The 20,417-nt window shown below is 45.7% G+C and carries 15 protein-coding genes and 2 tRNA genes; 12 read left to right on the forward strand and 5 right to left on the reverse strand.

The annotated features are described in order from the left end of the window. Nucleotides 1-12: 12 nt before the first annotated feature. Together LU361_RS12805 and LU361_RS12810 are read left to right on the forward strand one after the other, a co-directional pair. A complete protein-coding gene (locus LU361_RS12805) occupies nucleotides 13-237 on the forward strand; it encodes a hypothetical protein (RefSeq protein WP_233089228.1) in 225 nt (74 codons plus the stop codon). Between the two features lie 43 nt (nucleotides 238-280). Continuing rightward, nucleotides 281-439, forward strand: coding sequence for a hypothetical protein (locus LU361_RS12810; protein ID WP_233089229.1), 159 nt, complete (start codon nucleotides 281-283; stop codon nucleotides 437-439). Between the two features lie 161 nt (nucleotides 440-600). Here LU361_RS12810 and LU361_RS12815 read toward each other — a convergent pair whose 3' ends face one another. From LU361_RS12815 to LU361_RS12835, 5 genes are all read right to left on the reverse strand, one after another. After that, nucleotides 601-1,725 carry a beta family protein gene (locus LU361_RS12815; RefSeq protein ID WP_233089230.1) on the reverse strand — a complete coding sequence of 375 codons (1,125 nt, stop codon included), beginning with the start codon at nucleotides 1,723-1,725 and terminating at the stop codon, nucleotides 601-603. A 2-nt stretch (nucleotides 1,726-1,727) separates the two neighbouring features. After that, nucleotides 1,728-2,945 carry an ImmA/IrrE family metallo-endopeptidase gene (locus tag LU361_RS12820; RefSeq protein WP_233089231.1) on the reverse strand — a complete coding sequence of 406 codons (1,218 nt, stop codon included), beginning with the start codon at nucleotides 2,943-2,945 and terminating at the stop codon, nucleotides 1,728-1,730. Between the two features lie 6 nt (nucleotides 2,946-2,951). Further along, the gene (locus tag LU361_RS12825; RefSeq protein ID WP_233089232.1) at nucleotides 2,952-3,206 is read right to left on the reverse strand and encodes a type II toxin-antitoxin system HigB family toxin; all 255 of its coding nucleotides are present in this window, start codon (nucleotides 3,204-3,206) and stop codon (nucleotides 2,952-2,954) included. Nucleotides 3,207-3,453: 247 nt separating this feature from the next. Beyond that, nucleotides 3,454-3,530: transfer RNA gene (locus tag LU361_RS12830), tRNA-Asp, on the reverse strand. Nucleotides 3,531-3,575: 45 nt separating this feature from the next. After that, a tRNA-Val gene (locus tag LU361_RS12835) sits at nucleotides 3,576-3,651 on the reverse strand. Between the two features lie 491 nt (nucleotides 3,652-4,142). Between LU361_RS12835 and LU361_RS12840 the strand changes: the two genes are divergently transcribed. The 10 genes from LU361_RS12840 to LU361_RS12885 all read left to right on the forward strand — a co-directional run bounded on the left by LU361_RS12840 (nucleotide 4,143) and on the right by LU361_RS12885 (nucleotide 20,354). Beyond that, nucleotides 4,143-4,658 carry a cytochrome c-type biogenesis protein gene (locus LU361_RS12840; protein WP_233089233.1) on the forward strand — a complete coding sequence of 172 codons (516 nt, stop codon included), beginning with the start codon at nucleotides 4,143-4,145 and terminating at the stop codon, nucleotides 4,656-4,658. Continuing rightward, nucleotides 4,658-5,920, forward strand: coding sequence for a c-type cytochrome biogenesis protein CcmI (gene ccmI, locus LU361_RS12845; protein WP_233089234.1), 1,263 nt, complete (start codon nucleotides 4,658-4,660; stop codon nucleotides 5,918-5,920). The genes LU361_RS12840 and ccmI overlap by 1 nt, the downstream gene beginning before the upstream one ends. A gap of 638 nt (nucleotides 5,921-6,558) precedes the next feature. Then, a complete protein-coding gene (gene smc, locus LU361_RS12850; RefSeq protein WP_233089235.1) occupies nucleotides 6,559-10,056 on the forward strand; it encodes a chromosome segregation protein SMC in 3,498 nt (1,165 codons plus the stop codon). Nucleotides 10,057-10,139: 83 nt separating this feature from the next. After that, the gene (zipA, locus tag LU361_RS12855) at nucleotides 10,140-11,159 is read left to right on the forward strand and encodes a cell division protein ZipA (RefSeq protein ID WP_233089236.1); all 1,020 of its coding nucleotides are present in this window, start codon (nucleotides 10,140-10,142) and stop codon (nucleotides 11,157-11,159) included. A gap of 140 nt (nucleotides 11,160-11,299) precedes the next feature. Next, on the forward strand, nucleotides 11,300-13,333 hold the full coding sequence (gene ligA, locus LU361_RS12860; RefSeq protein WP_233089237.1) for an NAD-dependent DNA ligase LigA: 2,034 nt from the start codon (nucleotides 11,300-11,302) through the stop codon (nucleotides 13,331-13,333). Between the two features lie 98 nt (nucleotides 13,334-13,431). Continuing rightward, the gene (locus tag LU361_RS12865; protein ID WP_233089238.1) at nucleotides 13,432-14,037 is read left to right on the forward strand and encodes a transglycosylase SLT domain-containing protein; all 606 of its coding nucleotides are present in this window, start codon (nucleotides 13,432-13,434) and stop codon (nucleotides 14,035-14,037) included. A gap of 25 nt (nucleotides 14,038-14,062) precedes the next feature. Then, nucleotides 14,063-14,479, forward strand: a complete 417-nt coding sequence (locus LU361_RS12870) for a hypothetical protein (RefSeq protein ID WP_233089239.1) — start codon at nucleotides 14,063-14,065, stop codon at nucleotides 14,477-14,479. A 938-nt stretch (nucleotides 14,480-15,417) separates the two neighbouring features. Next, nucleotides 15,418-17,040 carry an AMP-binding protein gene (locus LU361_RS12875; protein ID WP_233089240.1) on the forward strand — a complete coding sequence of 541 codons (1,623 nt, stop codon included), beginning with the start codon at nucleotides 15,418-15,420 and terminating at the stop codon, nucleotides 17,038-17,040. Nucleotides 17,041-17,117: 77 nt separating this feature from the next. Beyond that, nucleotides 17,118-18,251, forward strand: coding sequence for a patatin-like phospholipase family protein (locus LU361_RS12880; protein WP_233089241.1), 1,134 nt, complete (start codon nucleotides 17,118-17,120; stop codon nucleotides 18,249-18,251). A 189-nt stretch (nucleotides 18,252-18,440) separates the two neighbouring features. Next, nucleotides 18,441-20,354, forward strand: a complete 1,914-nt coding sequence (locus tag LU361_RS12885) for a beta-ketoacyl synthase (RefSeq protein ID WP_250647680.1) — start codon at nucleotides 18,441-18,443, stop codon at nucleotides 20,352-20,354. Nucleotides 20,355-20,417 lie beyond the last annotated feature (63 nt).

The following is a 20,417-nucleotide window of genomic DNA, read 5'->3' on the forward strand; positions in this document are numbered from 1 at the left end:
GCGACAAATGACTTGCCGCTAGTCGCTTCGGTTGTAACGGTAGTTGATCGCCGCAAGCGGGATCAAAGGCCGTTTGCCGCCGGTGATTTTGCCCAGAAAATATGGGGTAAAGAGCACGCCGAAGTAAACACCAAACTCAACGAGGCAACCCTCGCCTATAAGTCAGCTATTGCGGCTGACCGTGAGTTTGTCTGGGGTAAAGCTGGCCCCGTTACCAACCTCTCCCATTGCAGTTAGCTCAATGCTCAATCGAAGAAACATCAACCGAGGAGGCGTAACAATGGCTCAACGTAATTTCAGGAAAGCTAAAGCGATTCATCAGCAGCGCAAAGCCCAGCGAACTTCTCGCATAGAGGCAATGAAGCGCGGTACTGTCGGAACTCAACTACAAGGAATGATCAACAAGGCTTACAAGCGGCCCAACTCGAAGGTCCGCTAAACCGAATGAAGCTGCCTCGTTTGAATCTAGCGAGCATCACGCGTCAAAGTCCATTCGTTGGATAGACGGCGGGGCGGCTTCTCCAATTAAGGTTTGCCACCGGAGTCCTCTGGGTGCTGTCCGGCGTCTATGAGGGTCAGAGGGCGAAGGTGGCAACCTTTCTAAACTGTAGCAGTAGCGATTCGGGCAGCTTCTACTCTCTCAAACTCAGCAACTTCTGCGACAACATAAGCGACATGATGACTTGTGTCGATCTTAATCCAAGTTGTCGAGCCGCCACCAATTTCTCTATTTGCACACCGCTGTATTTCAGCGTCCCCCCAACTGAAATCAGGATGGAGATAATGTCCAGAGTTTATCAACTTCTGGGCAAGGTCACAGTGCTGGAAACCACCAACCGGCTTCCTTATCACATGTCCTCGAACAATATAAAACTCATCGTTGATGGTGTAGCGAATCTTGGCATTGGTATTGCCAAAGCCAGTTTCTCCGGTACTAGGGCCGCGCACTCCATAATCACCAAAATAAATCTGAGAATTTGGGTATTGCTTTCGAGCATTTTTCCAAAGCAACATTTCTCTTCTCAAAATAGTTCCGCTTGAATCTTTATTCTTGACGGCTTTATCGATTGAGTTAGGGAGCGAGCATCCTGCCACCGAATATGATGAAAAACCATAATTGGTAATTTGGGTAAACAGAGAGTCAAAACTTTCAAAAATATCGACTATTGGCAATGTGCTCATATCCTCAAAATCGAGAATCACATGACAACTAGCAGGGTTAATCTCAAGATAATTGATGATCTCTACCAGCCTTTCATGAAAATGCTCTGGATCACCAACATCATCAAACGCAAATCGCTCAAGTCTGATACACACTATACCTGTGTGCAGTTTCAAGATGCTTTTTAGCGCAAGACGATATTCTTCATCATCCCAACGGTCGTACCCCACAACTGGAACAGGGTTCACTCCGTCGCTTTTTAAAGCGTTGTACATGTAAGACAAATGATGCTCACCAGTTTCAACTTTCTCACCAGGGTTTTTCCAGTGGTAGGTGTCGAACATTGCATACATCCCAGGTCGAAGCTCACTAATTTTTTGGCTTAACTCAGAGAAGAACGTAGCTTTTGCGTGAGGATTGTCTTGGTATCTTTTTAGATCGGAGTTAAATCGGGGAATCTCGAATAGCGGCACCATATTTTGAACTACATTTGGCTTCGCTTTACGAAGTGCATCAAACTCAGCGTCTTTTGCCTTCAAGATAGGAAAATAAGATGGATTCATACTTAAACCTCGCACTCCTCACCAGATGAAAACAGTTGTCTAACTTGATTCTGTCCCACCATATCGGAGAACAGGCTATAATTTGCTGATTCCTTTCGGAGCCGTCCTGCGATTATTGCAGGATGAATTTTCAAATCTCTTGCAAAACGCTCAATCGTATCTTTATTGGGTGTTGTGTAAGCGTCACTTCTTCGCCACTGAACTCTAGGAATGAAGGCTTCGGTAGCCAGCCGGTTGGCTTCGGCCTCCTTTCGATCTTCTGAAGAAGAATCTAAGTCATCTAAAAATGCTTCGTTGTCGCCAACATGCTTCCAAATGTGGGCCACCTCATGAATCAAGGTAAACCAGAAGTGATCGAGCCTATCGTACCTAAGCGTCAACCCAATTATGGGAGCTCCGTCTGAGTCTTTTAATGCTGCCCCATCTAAAAGAGTCCCTTTTAGGGCAGGCTCAATTATTACTGTGATGCCAGACTGCTCTAGCTGTTGAACAGCCAACAGAGGACCAGTGTCAAAGCGGCTCAACTGAGCCAATTCTTTCAAATAGCCTGCTGACAACTCTTCGGGATTAAATTCTCCAACTTCTGGTTTTCTCTCCCTAGCTTTTTGAATCACCCGGGCCAACCAAGCATAGAGTGCATATCTTGAAGTTGGGGTTTCTGCATCACCATAGAATGTTTTTCTAAAGGACGCAGCACCAAACTCCAACCCCGAGTCTGATATGAAGTTTTTAACGATTTCTTCAAGGTTGTTTTTGGCTGCTTTCCCAATATTCTCAATCCAGCCTCTGCGACTCATTTCTTTAATCGGAAACTTTGACCATTCGACAGCTCCCTTTTTCGTAGGCACATCCGAGAGGGACGCTCCAACGAGGGTATCAGCAGAGATGCCCAAGCCTATAGTCAGAGCCCGTATCATTTGAACTGTTAAAGGGCGCTTGCGGTTCAAAACCTCAGAAACACGGCTACTCGTACCAAAATATTGAACGAGATCAGCTTGCTTTAAACCCTTCTCATTCATACGAAACAGAATGGCGTCGATAGGGTCCGGGCTTTCTACTGGGTATTTTGAATTCTCATAAGCCTCCAGCAGAACAGTAAGAAGCTCAAGTCGTTCGCTCTTTTTAGAATTCAGCTTGGGAGCCTCAGAAATTAGAGCCTGAACCTCATCAAGGTACGCTGAATATTGTTCTTCTGTACGGATTACCTTAGCTTCCATCATCTGTCTTCACTGTAAGCCGGTGATAACGGCAATGCCTTGTTGAAACGCAATTTGTATACAAACCTCTTTGTCGCAATTAGCGATAGGAAAAATGAAATGCCCAGTATCTGACTGTTGGGCGTTTGGGAATTGATGACTCACGTCCGTAGGGTGCTTCCAGTTCGCATTAGCGAGTTCTGTGACCCATGCGCACAACCAAGTACGCGCCGAGTCGTCCGTGCGTATCAGTTGGTGTAATTTTTCCTTTCCTACAAGTCGCATAGTTTTAATATTTCCCAATTTGGGAAAATTATGCACAACGAGCACAACTAATGCAACCTCCCAAATTGGGAAATTTAGATAATTGGGGGATTGATTGAATATTCGGGGAGCCAAAACGAAAAAAGGCCGCTGAATAGCGACCTTTTAAGGCATCATTTAGATGTGTTCCCATCACTTCTTCCGAAGTTGGGTAGGTAGTTGGGTAGGAGTAAAAACTTCCTCAAAACCCCACTAACTATTGGAATAGTGGCGGACCGGACGGGACTCGAACCCGCGACCTCCGGCGTGACAGGCCGGCATTCTAACCAACTGAACTACCGGTCCGCTACAGACGATCATTCCAACTTGCCGGGTAGTTCGTTCGGCAAGTGGTGGGTGGTACAGGGGTCGAACCTGTGACCTACGGCTTGTAAGGCCGTCGCTCTCCCAACTGAGCTAACCACCCCTCGTCAGGAGCCGCGTATAATACGGATTATATTTTGGGAGTCAACAAAAAATTTCATAAAAATCATTTAACTAGAAAATACTGCTTGAGTTTGATGACATTTGTTCGAAGAGTAATCAATTCAAGGGTTTAGGATGCGCTTTGATGGTCTTTGTGTCGGGGATTGTTATAATCGCCGCACTTGAATATAGGCCTTTTTTTCAAACAAGGTTTTGATTGAACTTATAATTTTGTATGAGTTTCTAAATGCGCAGGCCAGGTAAGTTGATGATCTTCTAATTGATTGTCTTACGCTTGGTTGATTCATATTCGATAGGCTTATACTCGATTTTGTCTCGTTGATCTGGTTGTGAATTGATTCTAAAACTGTGGTGTATGGCCGGTTGGCTGTTGAGTCTTTCGTCGGCTCACGCAGTTTGTGATTTCAGCTAGATTTAAAAAGGCAATTGCCGTCAATTTTCAGACATTAGGTAACTAGAAGGTTTTTATTGATGCTTCAGGCTTTTCGACCTTTAGTGATGTTTTTTGTGGTGCTTTACGCATCTGCTGCGTTTTCTGTGGTGGATATTCACGAATTTGATTCCGCTGAGCAGGAGGCGCGCTATCAGCAGTTGGTTCATGAGCTGCGTTGCCCAAAGTGTCAGAACCAGAATTTGAACGGTTCAGATTCCCAAATTGCAAAGGATTTACGCCGTGAGGTGTATCGTTTGCTCAAAGAAGGTAAGTCGGATTCCGAAATCAAAGACTTTATGGTGGCTCGTTACGGGGATTTCGTTCTCTATAAGCCGCGCTTACAGTCGAATACTTATGTGCTTTGGTTTGCTCCAGTGGCGATTTTACTGATTGGCGCGGTGGTTGTTTCGCTCATTATTTTTGGCCGACGCCCAAAACCTTCCCAGCCAAGTACATCTACATCACCTTCCTCTGAATCTAACGAGCTTTCTAGCGACGAACAGGCGCGTTTGAAAGCAATGTTAGAAAACCCGGAACTCAACGGAAAAGATTAATGCTGAATTTGTGGTTATCAGTCGCAGCACTTGCGGTGCTTGCGGCGTTGTTTGTCGCTTGGCCGTTATTGCGCAACCGCGAGCGTAACGTATCGCTAGAGTACAATCGTGAAGCTGAAAACGTTGTGCTCTACAAAAGTCATTTGGAAGAATTGGAACAGAGCTTTCAAAACAAAGACATCGATGAAACCGTTTATAAGCAGCTAAAAGCCGATCTCGATCGGGCCTTGCTGGAAGACAATCAGGAATCCGGTAAAACTCGGTCCGGTAAAAGCTTCAGCAAACCGGTGATGATTATTTCTTTGGTCTTGGTGCCAGCGCTATCGCTGAGCTTCTATTTGTCTGTGGGTGAATTTGAGAACCTTGAGCTGCGTGATTTGATGGCGATTCAAGAAGAATCCGCTATTGAGGCATTTCGTGCCGGTACTGAAAGAGACACGAAGCCAACTCGTGACTTAATTGCCAAGCTTGAGCAATTGCTTGAAAACGACCCTGAAAATTTGAAAAACCGCTACATGCTAGCGCGTAATTTTTTTGATATCGGTGATTACCGCGGGGCAATTGGCGCCTACCAGGAAATTCTGAATCGCCGTCCAAATGATCCGCAAATCATGGCGGAATTTGCCCAAACCGTATTTTTTGCTTCAGGCAATCAAATGATTCCTGAAATCGAAGCTCTGATTAAGCGAATTTTGGACATTCAGCCTGAGAACACTTTGGCGTTAAGTATGGCCGGAATTGCTGCGTTTGAAGGCAGCCGTTTCCAAGAAGCCATTGATCATTGGACCAAAGCCGTTGGTTTGATGGGCAACAGCAATGATGCGCAAAATCTGCGTGCTGGCATCGCCAATGCGAAACGTTTGTTGGCCGAAAGCGGTGAAAGCCCTGTAGAGGCAACCGAGCCGGGCTCTGATGACGTTGCCAAAGTGGTGCTCAATGTCGCACTTGCAGACGACGTCCCTAGTGATCCAGAACAAATTGTTTTTGTTTACGCTCGCGCCTGGGAAGGCCCGAAAGTACCTTTAGCAATCGCCCGAATTAAAGCTCAGGATTTGCCCACCCAAATTACCTTGGATGAATCTATGGCGATGGTGCCCAATATGAATTTGACCAGCTTTCCTGAGTTGGAACTGGTGGCACGTTTGAGCGTTGATGGCAGTCCTACGGCTAAAGCGGGCGATTGGCAGGGCGCTGTCGGTCCAGTTAATCAGAGTCAGTTCACAGAAGCATTTAATATTGTTATCAGTAATCCGGTAAATTGATTCGGATTTACCACCGGTTAGTCTTTAACTCAGTTCAGAAATGAGTTTTGTGCCGATGATCATAGGAAACGATGGTTCATCGGCACAAGTGTCATCCAGTACAAGTGTCATAGGGATTAAATGTGGTTGGGCTCAAAATCTGAGCAATCATACGTTAGGCATCTCTTAATTTGCAGGAACCTCTAATTTACTCGTAAAAAACTGTCAAAATTTTGCCTTTTATAAGTGGATTTTGGCTAAACTAATCTTAACTGAGTAAAAAGTCATAAAAACGTCACCTAACAATAAATCAAGTATAGTCGCTAAGGCGTCATAACGTTAAAATTCGCGCCACAACATTTCGAGTTCAAGTTCTTCTAAGTTGTTGTATCTACGAGGCTTTCCCGTTTTGCTGGACGAGTGCTTGTTGGCAGTTGGGTTTTTGTCAGGTATTTTTCGCCCCCAATAATTTTCGGCGAATTCCTGAGCGCTTATACAACATTTAGACGTTGTCGATGTTCAAAAATACAGCAAAGCCACTGAGTGAATAAATCTCGGTGCGTTATGTGATTTGATGAAGCGAATACATCGAGCAGACAGGTTTTAATTTTCTCTGAGCAATAAAGTTCTCAGAGTTTTGAAGAGTGAAATAAACATCTATGCGGCTCAAGTGCATTAAGCTTGCTGGTTTTAAATCTTTTGTTGATCCCACTACTGTTTACTTTCCAAGTAACTTGTGTGCGGTGGTTGGCCCTAATGGTTGTGGTAAATCCAATATTATTGACGCCGTTCGTTGGGTAATGGGGGAGTCGTCAGCAAAGAATTTGCGCGGCGAATCCATGACCGATGTTATTTTCAACGGCTCTGGTAATCGTAAACCTATTGGTCAGGCAAGTATTGAGCTGGTTTTTGATAACAGTGACGGCACCATCGTTGGTGAATACGCCAGCTATAACGAGATTTCTGTTCGCCGAAAAGTTACCCGTGACGGGCAAAATAATTACTACTTGAACGGCAATCGTTGTCGGCGTCGAGACATTACGGATTTGTTCTTGGGAACCGGTCTTGGCCCGCGCAGTTACGCCATTATTGAACAGGGCATGATCTCAAAACTGATTGAGGCTAAACCCGAAGAGCTGCGCGTGTTTATTGAAGAAGCCGCGGGCATTTCTAAATACAAAGAACGACGTCGAGACACCGAAAACCGCATGCGTCGTACGCTCGAAAACCTGGAGCGACTGACCGACTTACGCGAAGAGTTAGAGCGGCAGTTGTCGCGCTTGGAACGCCAGGCTCAGGCAGCAGAGAAATACACCGAATTCAAAAAGCAAGAACGTCAGTTAAAAGCTTGGTTGCAAGCACTTCGCTACAAAATCCTCAATGCTCAGGCCGAATTGAAAGCGGCCGAAATCACCGAACTCGAATTGAAAGTTGAAGCTCAGGTCACGGAGCAGATAGGAACCGACACACAAATCGAAGGATTGCGCATTCGCCACTCCGAAGTTGGTGAGACCTTTAACGAAGTTCAGGGTCGATTCTATTCGTTGGGCAATGATATTGCGCGAATCGAGCAGAGCATTCATCACACGGAAGAACGTGCCCGTCAGTTAAAGGCGGATCTACAGCAAGCCGAACAAGAATTTACCGAAACCAAAGAACATTTGGAATCCGACAGCGAGCGCTCTGAGATCATTCAAGCGGAGTTGATGGAAATCGAGCCTGAGCTTGAATTGCTGGCAGAATCCGAAGAAGTCTCTGGTGAAACGCTCACCGAAGCGGAAGAGTCGATGCGCACTTGGCAAATTCGTTGGGACGAGTTCAACCAGTCGGCGGCGGCACCGCGTCAGCAGGCGGAAGTGCAGCAATCGAGAATTCAGCACTTAGAGCAAGTGCAAACCCGATTGAATCAGCGCATTGAGCGTTTGCGAGACGAAAAAGAAAGTTTGTCTTCTGTTGAAGGCGAAGAGAATTTGGAAATTCTGCGCGAAAAAATCGCAGAACAAGAAATGTTGGGTGAAGAGTTAACGGAACACATGGATTCCGTGGCTGAAGAGCTGCAAACCAAACAGCAAAGTGTTGAAGGGTTGCGCAATCAGTTGGATGAAGTCCGCGCTCGAATCCAAACCCAAAAGGGGCGTCAGTCGTCGTTAGAAGCGTTGCAACAAGCGGCGTTGAATAACTCCAACGAGGTGGTCGACCATTGGTTGAAAGACAATGAATTGCAGTCTGCGCCAAAGCTTGCTGAGCAAGTACAGGTAAAAGACGGTTGGGATCTGGCCGTTGAAACAGTCTTGGGCGCAAGTTTACAGGCAGTCGCGACAGATTCTTTCGACGCTTTAGCGGCAAGTTTAGCGGAATTTGATAACGGCAATCTTGTGCTTTTGGATGCAAAAGTGGCCGGTCATTCGAGTAGCGCTGGCCTTATTGAATTTGTTACCGGAAGTGATGCTTTGCCTGCACTGTTAGCCGGAGTTTTGGTTGCAGAAACCTTAGATGACGCATTGGCGAAGCGCGCCACGCTGGCGCCGCATGAATCGCTTATTACCCGCGATGGCATTTGGTTGGGTCCAAACTGGATTAAGGTTAAACGAGAACACGATGCCGGCGCTGGTGTGCTCGCCCGCCAGCAAGAATTAGAAGCACTGAATCAAGCGCTTGAAGAAGACCAGGAATTGGCGGATGAATACGCTAATCAACTGGAGTCAACGTTGTCTGGTGTCAAAGAGCTGGAAGTGAAACGCGAAGACATTCGCCGCAGCCAAGACACACACAACCGTGAGCGAAGTGAGTTAAGCGCGCAACTGAGCGCACAACAGGTTCAAATTGAGCAGATCTTGGTTCGCCGTCAACGTGTTGAGCAGGAAGTAACCGAATCGTTAAATCAGCAATCCCAAGAAGCGAAAAGTTTGTCAGAAGCGCGCGCTATCCTTGAAGATGCCATTGAGGCGATGGAAAGTGACAGTTCCGCTCGGGAAGCCTTGCTGGCAGAGCGTGATAAGTTTCGCCAAACTTTGGAAGACGCGAGAAACCAAGCGCGGGAAAACAAAGACAAATCGCATCAGTTGGCGATGCAATATCAGTCGCTAAAAACCCAGCTCGATTCCATTCGCGCTTCGTTGGCGAGAACCGAGCAGCAACACGCGCGCGCCAGTGAACGTCGGGCAACCTTGCTCGACAGCTTGGAAAATAGCCAAGACCCAGCGGATGATCAAAAAACCGAATTAGAAGCGCTGTTACAGAAGCGGTTAACGGTAGAATCAGAGCTCGATAGCGCTCGCAAAGCAGTACAAGATGTCGAGCACCAATTGCGTGAGTATGAAAAATCACGCGGAAAGATTGAGCAAACTATTGCTGAGCTTCGCGAAACACTCGAAAAAGCTCGCTTGATTGCGCGTGAGTTAGAAACCAAGCGTGAATCGACGTTAGAACAGCTCAAGGCAGACGATTACCAGCTCGAAGAAACTCTGGCCGAGTTACCAGATGATCTGGACGAGAAAGAGCTGATCCAAGAAATTGAGACCATTGAGCAGCGAATTTCTCGATTGGGTGCGATTAACTTGGCAGCCATCGACGAATTTAAGGCGGAATCGGAACGCAAAGACTATCTTGATCGACAAGACAGCGATTTGCGTGATGCCCTCGAAATGCTGGAAAATGCAATCCGTAGAATTGACAGGGAAACCCGAACTCGATTCAAAGAAACCTTTGATCAAGTTAACTCGGGATTGCAGGAATTATTTCCAAAAGTGTTCGGTGGCGGCCATGCTTATTTGGAGCTTACCGGCGACGATCTGTTAGATACCGGTATTGCCATTATGGCGCGCCCTCCGGGCAAACGAAACAGCACCATCCACTTGTTATCCGGTGGTGAGAAGGCACTGACTGCCATTGCTTTGGTATTTTCGATTTTCCGTTTGAATCCGGCGCCGTTTTGTATGTTGGATGAGGTTGATGCACCGCTCGATGACGCCAACGTGGGTCGATACGCGCGAATGGTTGAGGAGATGAGTGCCCAGGTGCAGTTTATTTACATTACCCATAACAAGGGCGCGATGGAAATGGCGCAAAACCTTCTCGGTGTCACCATGCATGAGCCGGGTGTGTCGAGAATGGTAACGGTCGATGTAGAAGAGGCGGCGGAGCTCGCAGCAAGCTAACGTTAGTGTTAGTTCAATAACAATTATTACTAAGTCCGGTTTATTGAGATCGGTATAAAAGGCAGAAAGAGGCGAATAAACCTATGGAATTCGGCGTAAAAGAATGGCTGACGCTCATTGTAGCTGTCGCCATATTAGTCGTAGTCCTTGATGGTATAAGGCGAATGCGCAGTGCGCGTCGCGACAATATTAAGGTGTCTTCCAACGTTCAAGTTGGCGGCAGCAAGGCAGAACTCGAAAAATACGGCAGCGAACTGCCCACCGGTGGCGCACGCGTGGTGAGCCAGCGAGATGAATCCACCGCAGAGAAACTCAACCAAGAGGTTAGACAATCCTACAAATCGAGCAAAACCACACGCGGTTTTCGTATTCCTGAGCAGGTTACGCTCAACCTGGATGAATCCGTTCCCATGTTAATGGATTCGGTGAACGATCCCGGCGATAAAAACAAACCCAAAGCAGAACCGACCTTGGGTGAGCTGGACGACATTGATGAAACCGATGTTCCTGCGACTGGTGCTCCTGCGACCGAACCTTTTGTGACTGAATCTATGTCAAAGTCTTCGCCAAAATTGGAAGACGATAACCTTGTTTCAGACATTGACGATGATGTTCCATCAAACCAAATCGAACCAGAGTTTGGCGATGGTGACGACCCGTGTTACTCCGAACCAGATGAAGTTTTGGTCATCAATATTATGGCGCCCAAAGGTTATTACTTCTCGGGTGAAGAAGTGCTTGAGTGCTGTGTCGATGAAGGTATGCGTTTCGGTGAAATGAACATTTTCCATCGCCACAGAGATGTTGCTGGCAAAGAGCCCATTTTGTTCAGTATGGCAAATATCGTTATGCCAGGAACCTTCAACATTAAAGAGATGAGCAACTTCCAAACACCGGGTGTCAGCTTCTTTTTGGCGTTACCGTGTGCTGAAAAAAGTATGGATGCGTTTGATTTGTTGTACCGAACCGCAACCAACCTTGCCGAAGCTTGGGGTGGTGAGCTGAAAGATGAAAATCGCAGTGTACTTACCCAGCAAACGGTTGAGCATTATCGTCAACGAATTCGCGATTTTGAGCGAAAGCGGCTGACTCACGCCCACTAATCATTTCTAATTCATCACGGTGCGAACGATGCCAAATTACTCGCACTGTGCTGGGTAATCATTCTTTTATTTTCGCGAATCGGTGCAGCTGTCATTTTAACTGGGGCGGCTGGTCGTGCATTTGAATCGGACAGGTTTTCATGGATATCACAGAGATACAACAACGGATTAATCAATTGCGAGAAGAGTTGGATCAACACAACTACGCCTACTATGTTCTCGATGAGCCTATTGTTCCCGATGCCGAATACGATCGCTTATTTCAGGCGTTAAAACAGCTTGAGCGCGATAACCCAGAGCTGATCACCGCCGATTCTCCGACACAGCGGGTTGGTGACAAACCGTTGGATGCCTTTGTCACCGTCCAGCACCAAGTGCCTATGTTGTCGTTAGACAATGCTTTTTCCGACGACGATATGAGTGATTTTGAGCGACGTATTAAAGAGCGCTTAAAGTCAGATAACGATATCGAATACGCCTGTGAACCCAAGCTCGACGGCATTGCGATTAGTTTGATCTACCGTGACGGCGTTTTGGAGCGCGGCGCTACTCGTGGCGACGGCCAAAATGGCGAAGACATTACTCAGAATGTGCGAACCATCGGTTCCGTGCCGTTGAAACTTCGCGGCAGTGGTTACCCGAGCGTTTTGGAAGTACGCGGTGAAATCTACATGCCAAAAGACGGCTTTGAAAAGCTGAACGAGCAGGCCCGTCTTGAAGACAGCAAAGTGTTTGTGAACCCCAGAAATGCCGCCGCCGGCAGTTTGAGAATGCTCGACAGCAGCATTACGGCAACGCGCCCGTTAGAGCTGTGCTCATACAGTGTTGGTTTAGTTGAAGGTGGCGAGTTGCCTGGCAGCCATACCGAAGTGCTGCACGCGTTGAATTCTTGGGGATTTCGAATCAACAAGCACATGGCGGTGGCTAAATCCTTGTCTGAGTGCGTTGAGTACTACAAAAAAATGACCGAGCTGCGCGATGGCTTGCCTTACGACATCGATGGCATTGTCTTCAAAGTAAATAATCTGGCGTTACAAGCTGAGTTGGGGTTTGTTTCGCGTGCACCTCGATGGGCGATTGCCTACAAATTTCCGGCGCAAGAACAGCTAACTAAATTGCTTGATGTCGAGTTCCAAGTTGGCAGAACCGGTGCGGTAACTCCCGTGGCGAGATTGGAACCGGTGTTTGTTGGCGGTGTGACGGTGTCGAACGCGACGTTGCACAATCGCGATGAAATTGAGCGTTTGAGTGTAAAAGTTGGCGATACTGTAGTCATTCGTCGCGCAGGGGATGTCATTCCACAGGTAGTATCGGTGGTTCAAGAGCGTCGCCCCGAAGACGCCCGAGACATCATTTTCCCAGAAACTTGCCCAATTTGCGATTCGCCCGTTGAAGCGGTTGAAGGCGAAGCCGTGGCTCGTTGTACTGGTGGCTTGATTTGCGGTGCGCAAAAGAAAGAAGCCATTAAGCACTTCGCTTCTCGAAAAGCGATGGATATCGACGGTCTCGGTGATAAATTGGTTGAGCAATTGGTGGATGAGAAGCTGATTGACTCCGTGGTTGATCTTTACAGCTTAGACATCGAGGCGGTTTCTAATTTAGAGCGAATGGGGCAGAAGTCGGCACAGAATTTACTTGATGGCGTTGAAAAAAGTAAAGAGACCACTTTGCCGCGTTTCGTTTACGCGCTGGGTATTCGTGAAGTTGGAGAGGCCACTGCTCGTAACTTGGTCAATGCGTTGGGCAACTTAGACGCAATCGGCAAAGCAACTGAAGAAGAGCTGCAAGAAATCAACGATGTTGGCCCGATTGTCGCGCACTATATTGCAGAATGGTTTAAGCAAACAGAGCATCAAGTATTGGTCGCCAATATCATCGCTTCCGGTGTTCACTGGCAAGACGTTGAGGTCATTCCCGAAGACGAATTGCCGTTGACCGATACCACCTACGTTGTTACCGGCACCTTGGAAGCGTTATCTCGCGATCAGGCGAAGGCCCATTTGCAAGCGTTGGGCGCTAAAGTTTCTGGCAGCGTGTCAAAGAAAACTCACTGTGTTGTTGCCGGTCCTGGGGCGGGTTCGAAGCTTACCAAAGCACAAGATTTAGGCATTAATGTTATCGATGAACAGGAATTCTTAGCCCTGTTGTCTTCTCACGGAATTACTGTTGAATAATAAGTGAACGTTATTGCGTGATTCCCTGGGAAAGCATTTAAAAACTCGACTATTTTTTGGTGTAATAGGAACATCGATTCAATAGAAAGGGTTTTTAAATGCCTTTACGAATTTTGTTGGTTGTTTTTTGTGTTGGCGTGTTGTCAGCTTGTACCTCAACGCCTCCGGTTCATACGGAAAATATTTGTGATATTTTCGACGAGAAGCGCGGCTGGTATAAAGATGCCAAAAAAGCGCAAAAACGCTGGGGTTCATCCATTCCCACCATGATGGCAATCATGTATCAAGAGAGCCGGTTTGTTGCCAAGGCTCGTCCTAAACGCAAAAAAATTCTTTGGATTTTCCCAGGGCCTCGTCCGAGTGATGCCTACGGTTATGCTCAAGCAAAAAACGACACCTGGAAATGGTATAAAAAATCCTCAGGTAAGGGTGGCGCTGATCGCGATGATTTTGATGATGCCATCGATTTTGTCGGTTGGTACAACAAACAAAGTCAAAAACTCAGTAATATTCCATTATCAAACACCTACGCTTTATATTTAGCGTATCATGAAGGTCATGGTGGCTATAATCGTCGAACCTATGCCAGTAAAGATTGGCTGAAACAGGTGGCACGCCGAGTGGCTGATCGATCCGCGAGATACAAAAGCCAGTTGCCGCGTTGTGAAAAGCGATTAAACAGCAACGGTTGGTGGATTTTTTAATAACAAAATAAGAGAGTGTACAGCTTTGGAATTTGAGTCCTTTGTCTATGGATGTATCGTTGATACCCGTCGAAAAGATCCTGTTCGTAGGCAAACCAATCGTGCAGCAATGCAAAGTTTACCAACGTCTGACGATTGGCAATTTTTAGCCCGAGAAATGTTTTCGTTACCTGAAATAAAACAACTTGATGAAGGCCCAATCAATAACGAAGTTGTTCATTTTGGTGCTTCTTATCGCGGTATTGAATACGAATGGCAAAGTTGGATCGCCCAGTTTGAACAGTTACTTGGCAAAATGTATTGGGTATCGGCAAAAGTGCATTTAGAAACGGTTATGTCGGGAACACACACGTTTACTTGGGAAACCAGTGGCGATTATCACGAGCCTGGTTCTGGTGATATGCAGGTTCAGTGTGAGTGGTCACGGGAAGATGTTTTTTAGGCGTCTTAAATAAACTGTACAAATTAGATTATAATTTAAGCTCAAACAGCAACGTTTTATATTATTATTTTATTGCAGTAGGCAGATTACTTGTTCACTTTGAAACGCAAATTTAAACGCACCACCACCGCTTTGCTGGGTGTTGTCGCACTTGGCAGTTTTGTCGCACTCGCTGTCTGGGGTTGGGGTTTGCCCGTTTATGCAGTACGTAACTTTTTCTTAATCTGCTTATTGTTTTTGGTTTTAATATTGATTCTTGCGTGTTTGGCAGCTTTGATTATCGTATTACTGAAAAAGCTAAAGGGAAATAATTCATTGTGAGTGATGATCTTTGATGCATCATTCACGAAATTCTAGCGTCTAATTTTCACATCCATCACGCTTTTTTGTTCGATAAATTCTGCTGCCTGTTTCTTCGCGGTAAGTCTGCTTTGTATTCACTTTCTGTTTCTATTGTTATTAGCTGTTGTTAACTTATATCGTTAATAATGTTTTTCCTTTCTTTCTCTTCGGTTTTCTCCACAGTTATCATTCATTTCAGTAGCAGCTAATGCCAGATAAATACGGTTGTATTGAATTGGGAACATAAAATACTCTGCCATTTAAATAGCTTGAATAATCTGGAATTCTGTTTAGACTTTGCTAATAGGCAGCGAATAAAAATATACGGTCTTGATACGTAAAATTATAAGAAACGCTGATTTATTTTTAATGCGTTAAGAATTCTTTCGAACGTTAAGTCTGTAGTGGTTCACACTTTTAATCGCTGACTAATAATGACAATCTAACAGTGGTTGAAATTAAAGCTGATCGCATAAATAGCGTATTTGTGTATTGCCGGCGGTGCGTTAAATCATTGGGTGATTAGTCAGGGGTTCCGTTAATAATAAAGAACGTTTTCTAGTTTACACGTCACATAACTTACGGGAATTTTGAAATTGTCCAATAAAACGATTATCGATGTTTTTGTCAGTTCTTGTAACCAATTCTCTGATCAGCCAGCGTTTGTCTGCATGGGACGTACGTTAACTTATTCCGAATTACTGCAATACAGCCAGAATTTCGCGGCTTACCTTCAAAAAAACACCCAATTACAACCGGGTGATCGAATCGCCATTCAGTTGCCTAATTTATTGCAATACCCCGTTACTATTTTTGGTGCTTTAATGGCGGGATTGGTTGTTGTTAACACAAACCCGTTATATACACCGAGAGAGCTAAAGCATCAGTTACAAGATTCTGGTGCGAAGGCTTTGGTTGTATTAGCAAATATCGCAACTGCTGCAGAGCAAGTCATAAAAACAACCGCTGTCGAAAGCGTCATTATCACCGAAGTTGCCGATTTACACCCACCGCTAAAAAGAGTTGTTCTTAACTGGGCCGTTAAACACATCAAAAAAATGGTGCCCGATACGAATTTTGAGAACTCAACTCAATTTTTATCTACTTTGCGTTTGGGACAGAAATCCGAATTCAACCCTGTTTCGATTAATAGCACTGACGTTGCAGTTTTGCAGTACACCGGTGGTACGACGGGTGTTTCAAAAGGGGCCATGTTGACCCACGATAACTTGGTTGCCAACGTTGACCAAATTATTGAGCACTTAGGCGAAGGTATTGATAGCAAAGGCGAAATCTATGTGTGTCCGCTGCCGATTTATCATATTTACGCATTTACCTTTCATTGTTTGTGTTTATTAACCCGTGGCGCAAATAATATTTTAATTCCCAATCCAAGAGACTTACCCAGTTTTGTTAAGGCGTTAAAAAATTTAAAAATTACTGGCTTTGTTGGTTTAGACACCCTGTTTAAAGTGCTGTGTAATAATTCAGATTTTTTAGCGATGGATTTCAGCCGATTAAAAATCACATCTTCTGGCGGAATGGCATTATCGAGCACCACCGCTAAACGTTGGCAGGAGGTTACGGGTTGCCAGCCCAATGAGGGCTATGGTTTAACCGAAACCTCACCGGTGGTGAGTGCCAATATTCCGGGCAATATTGTTCCTGGAAGTGTTGGTTTGCCGTTGCCTAATACCGAAGTAAAAACCGTGGATTTAAACAACGATGTTACGGCGGCAAACGAACCCGGTGAGTTGTGCATTCGCGGTCCTCAAGTCATGCTGGGGTATTGGCAGCGCCCCGATGAAACCGCAAAAGTATTGGATGAAGACGGTTGGTTTCGGTCGGGCGATATAGCAACCATCGATGAATCCGGTTTTATTCGTATTGTCGATCGTAAAAAAGACATGATTGTAGTTTCAGGGTTTAATGTTTATCCCAACGAAATCGATGATATTGCCGTATCGCATCCTAATATTCAGGAAGCGGCTGCTGTTGGTATTCCCGATGAAAGAGCGGGAGAAGCGGTTAAATTATTTGTTGTTAAAACTGACAGTGAGCTTACCGAAGAAGAGGTGATTCAATATTTACGCGGGCAACTGACAGGTTACAAAGTCCCGCGTGTTATTGAATTCTGTAAAGAATTACCGAAATCCAATGTTGGTAAAGTACTGAGAAAAGAACTGCGTAACAGAAATTCAGAGAATAATAATTCGTAATTTTTGGTGATTGTGGTCTGAATAGAGATTTGCGTTTGAAAGGTTTAAATTAACGATAGAAGTAATAGACGGCGTCCATGTCAAGAGCGTTAGTGTTATCCGGTGGCGGTGCGAGAGCTGCTTATCAAGTTGGTGTTTTACGTGCGGTAAGCGAAATTGCGGGCAGCAGTTCGCAACCGCACTTTCCCATTATATGCGGCACCTCTGCCGGTGCTATCAATGCACTTGCGTTAGCGTGTCATGCGGGCAATTTTCAACGGTCGGTATCTGACCTGTATACCATTTGGAATAATTTATCGGTTGAGAAAGTTATTCAGTCTGGTTGGATTGATATGGCAAAAGGTGTTCGCCGTGTGGCGGGTTCGTTTTTAACCCAAGGTATTTCCGATTCTAATCCCATTGCTCTTTTCGATAACTCGCCTCTGCGGTCTTTGATTCAAAGTCACATTAATTTTTCCAACTTAAATCGGGCCATTAAGGCGAATCGATTGGAGGCTGTGTCAATTACCGCTATGGCTTACGGCAGCGGTGAATCCATCAGTTTTTTTCAAGGCCGTTCTGAAATTTCCAAATGGAGGAAGTTTCATCAGGTCGGTGTGCCGACCGAATTGAACGCCGATCATTTGTTAGCGTCTTCGGCCATTCCAGGCATTTTTCCGACGGTCAATATTGAAGGTGTTTACTACGGGGATGGAGCCATTCGACAGCTGTCGCCACTGAACACAGCGTTGCATTTGGGGGCGAGCAAGATTTTTGTGGTTGGGGTGAGTAATAATCGTAATCCGGCGCAGTGGGGTAAACGTCCAATCGTTAGGCATTCACCATCTGTTGGTCAAATGGTTGGTCACCTGTTGAACAGTGCGTTTATTGATTCGATGGATTCGGATCTCGGACATCTCGAACACATCAATGAGTTGGTGTCATTAATTCCAGAAGATATTCGTCTCAAACACGCGAGGGCGAAGGTCATCGAGACGGCTTCCATTTCTCCGAGCAAAGAGTTGGATCGAATCGCTGGCCGACATGTGCGGTATTTACCGAATTCAATGAAGTTTTTCCTGCGTTCGTCGGGAGCGACGGCCAAAGCGGGTGGGGCGGCGTTGGCCAGTTACGTGTTGTTTTCCCATAAATATTGCCGAGCGCTAATGGAGCTCGGTTATAAAGACGCAATGTGGGAAAAACAGAAAATTGAATCTTTTTTTGAAGATTAATCCAAAAATTAACCAATATCAGTTGGTTTTATAACGGCCCATACTGACAGGAATGTCTCGGGCGGTTAGCGGCGTCTTTGTGGCTGATAAACCTCAAGTTTTGTCCAAAAAGCCAGTTTAGAAAGGTTGGTCGGAGCAATAGACTTTGCTTAACTTTAAGATAACCCCAAACTGGTGTGGATTAGACAGATGAAAGCAATAACCCGTTTGCCAGTCATTGTCGGCTTCGGTGGCTACAACGCAGCAGGTCGTTCCTCATTTCACCAAGCGTATAATCGTTTAGTACTCGACAGCATCAATCCTAGCGAGGCGGATAAAACCGTCGCGGGTTTGGCTGTTTTAATGAACCTTGCTACAAAAGAGCAAGGCGCTTATTCATTCAATGGTGAAACCGGACTTTCTGAGTCCGCATTGGCAGCCAAGGTTCGCAATGAGGTTGTTGATAATACCCTTATTCGTCGAATTGATGGTGATGTGTTCTTTGACCCTGACAATCTAAAGTGGCAAAGAAATGCGAATCTAAAAGGAGCTGAAGGTAAACCTATTCAGTTTCAAATGCGAAAGCGTGATCTTCCTGAGCCGTTGCCTGAAAACTGGCAAATCTTGAGCGAAGACTCAGGCGAAGTTACCGTCAGCACTGATCAGCTTCACGATATTAAAGTGGATAGCAGCCGTAACTTCCCGGTGAAATCTGCGGGTCAGTTGCCGCGTGGGTTCGATCCTGGCAGTCATTACAATTCTCGTTTTCACCCTCGCGCATTGCAGATGGCCGTTTTAGGTGCCTCTGATGCTATTCGTTCAATGGGCATTGATTGGGAAACGATTACCTCATCGGTAACACCTGATGAAATTGGTGTGTTCTCCAGCAATATTATGGCTCAGCTGGATGAATACGGCGTGGGCGGCTTGCTGCAATCGAGGCTTAAAGGCGGTCGTGTTTCGACGAAAAATTTAATCTTAGGTCTTAATTCTATGACCACCGATTTTATCAACGCGTATGTGTTGGGTAACGTCGGTGGTTCTGGCTCCATGACTGGGGCCTGTGCGAGTTATCTTTATAACCTGAGTTTGGGCGTTGACGAAATTCGCAGTGGACGCAAGCGTGTTGTGATTGTTGGTGGATGTGAAGCGCCGGTAACCAGCGAAATTATCGACGGTTATTCAACCATGGGTGCTCTCGCCACTGAAGACGCTCAGAAAAAGCTCTACGGTGTTGATACTGTTGACCATTCGCGCTCTAGCCGTCCTTTTTCTGACAACTGTGGATTTACGATTGCTGAATCCAGTCAGTACACGATTTTGATGGACGATGAGTTAGCCATGGAGCTTGGCGCTATCATTCACGGCTCTGTTGGTGGTGTTTATCTCAACGCTGATGGTTACAAGAAGTCCATCTCTGCGCCTGGTCCTGGTAACTTCCTGACACTTGCGAAGGCGGTAGCTGGTGCTCGCGGTTGGTTTGGCGACGATGTAATTCAGCGTAACAGTATTCTGCTGGCTCACGGTTCAAGTACGCCTAAGAATCGAGAATCGGAATCCGAAATTTTCGACGTTGTCGCAAAAGCATTTGGTATCCACAATTGGCCTACCGTAGCTGTTAAAGCGTTCTTGGGTCACTCGTTGGCACCGGCCAGTGGTGATCAGGTGAATTCTGTACTGGGCATGTTCAAGCACAAAATTCTTCCTGGTATTCGAACGGCTGACAATATTGCAGACGATGTTTACCAAGACCGTTTGAATTTATTCTTGAAAGATATGCACTTTGAAGGCGATTTAGACCTCGCATTCGTAAACTCCAAAGGCTTTGGCGGTGCAAATGCCTCTGCGGTTATTTTGTCTCCTGATAAAACCACAGCAATGCTTGAAAAGCGTTACGGTAAAAATCGCATGCTTGAAGCCAAGCGCAAGCAAGAAGCGAATGAAATTTCTGCCAATGAGTATAACGAGTCTGCTTTAGGTGGTGATTTGCAGGTTATTTATCAGTTTGGTCAAGACATGATTGATGAGTCGCAAATTGAAATCAGTCAGGAAGAAATTAAAATTCCTGGGTTCAAAAATACGATTCCGTTGGCTACAGATAACCCATACGATGATATGACTTAATCTCTGTATTTGGTTGTATTCCAATAAAAAAGCCAGCATTTCTAGCTGGCTTTTTTATTGCGC

The sequence above is a fragment of the Sessilibacter corallicola genome (assembly GCF_021290925.1).
Classification (GTDB): domain Bacteria; phylum Pseudomonadota; class Gammaproteobacteria; order Pseudomonadales; family Cellvibrionaceae; genus Sessilibacter; species Sessilibacter corallicola.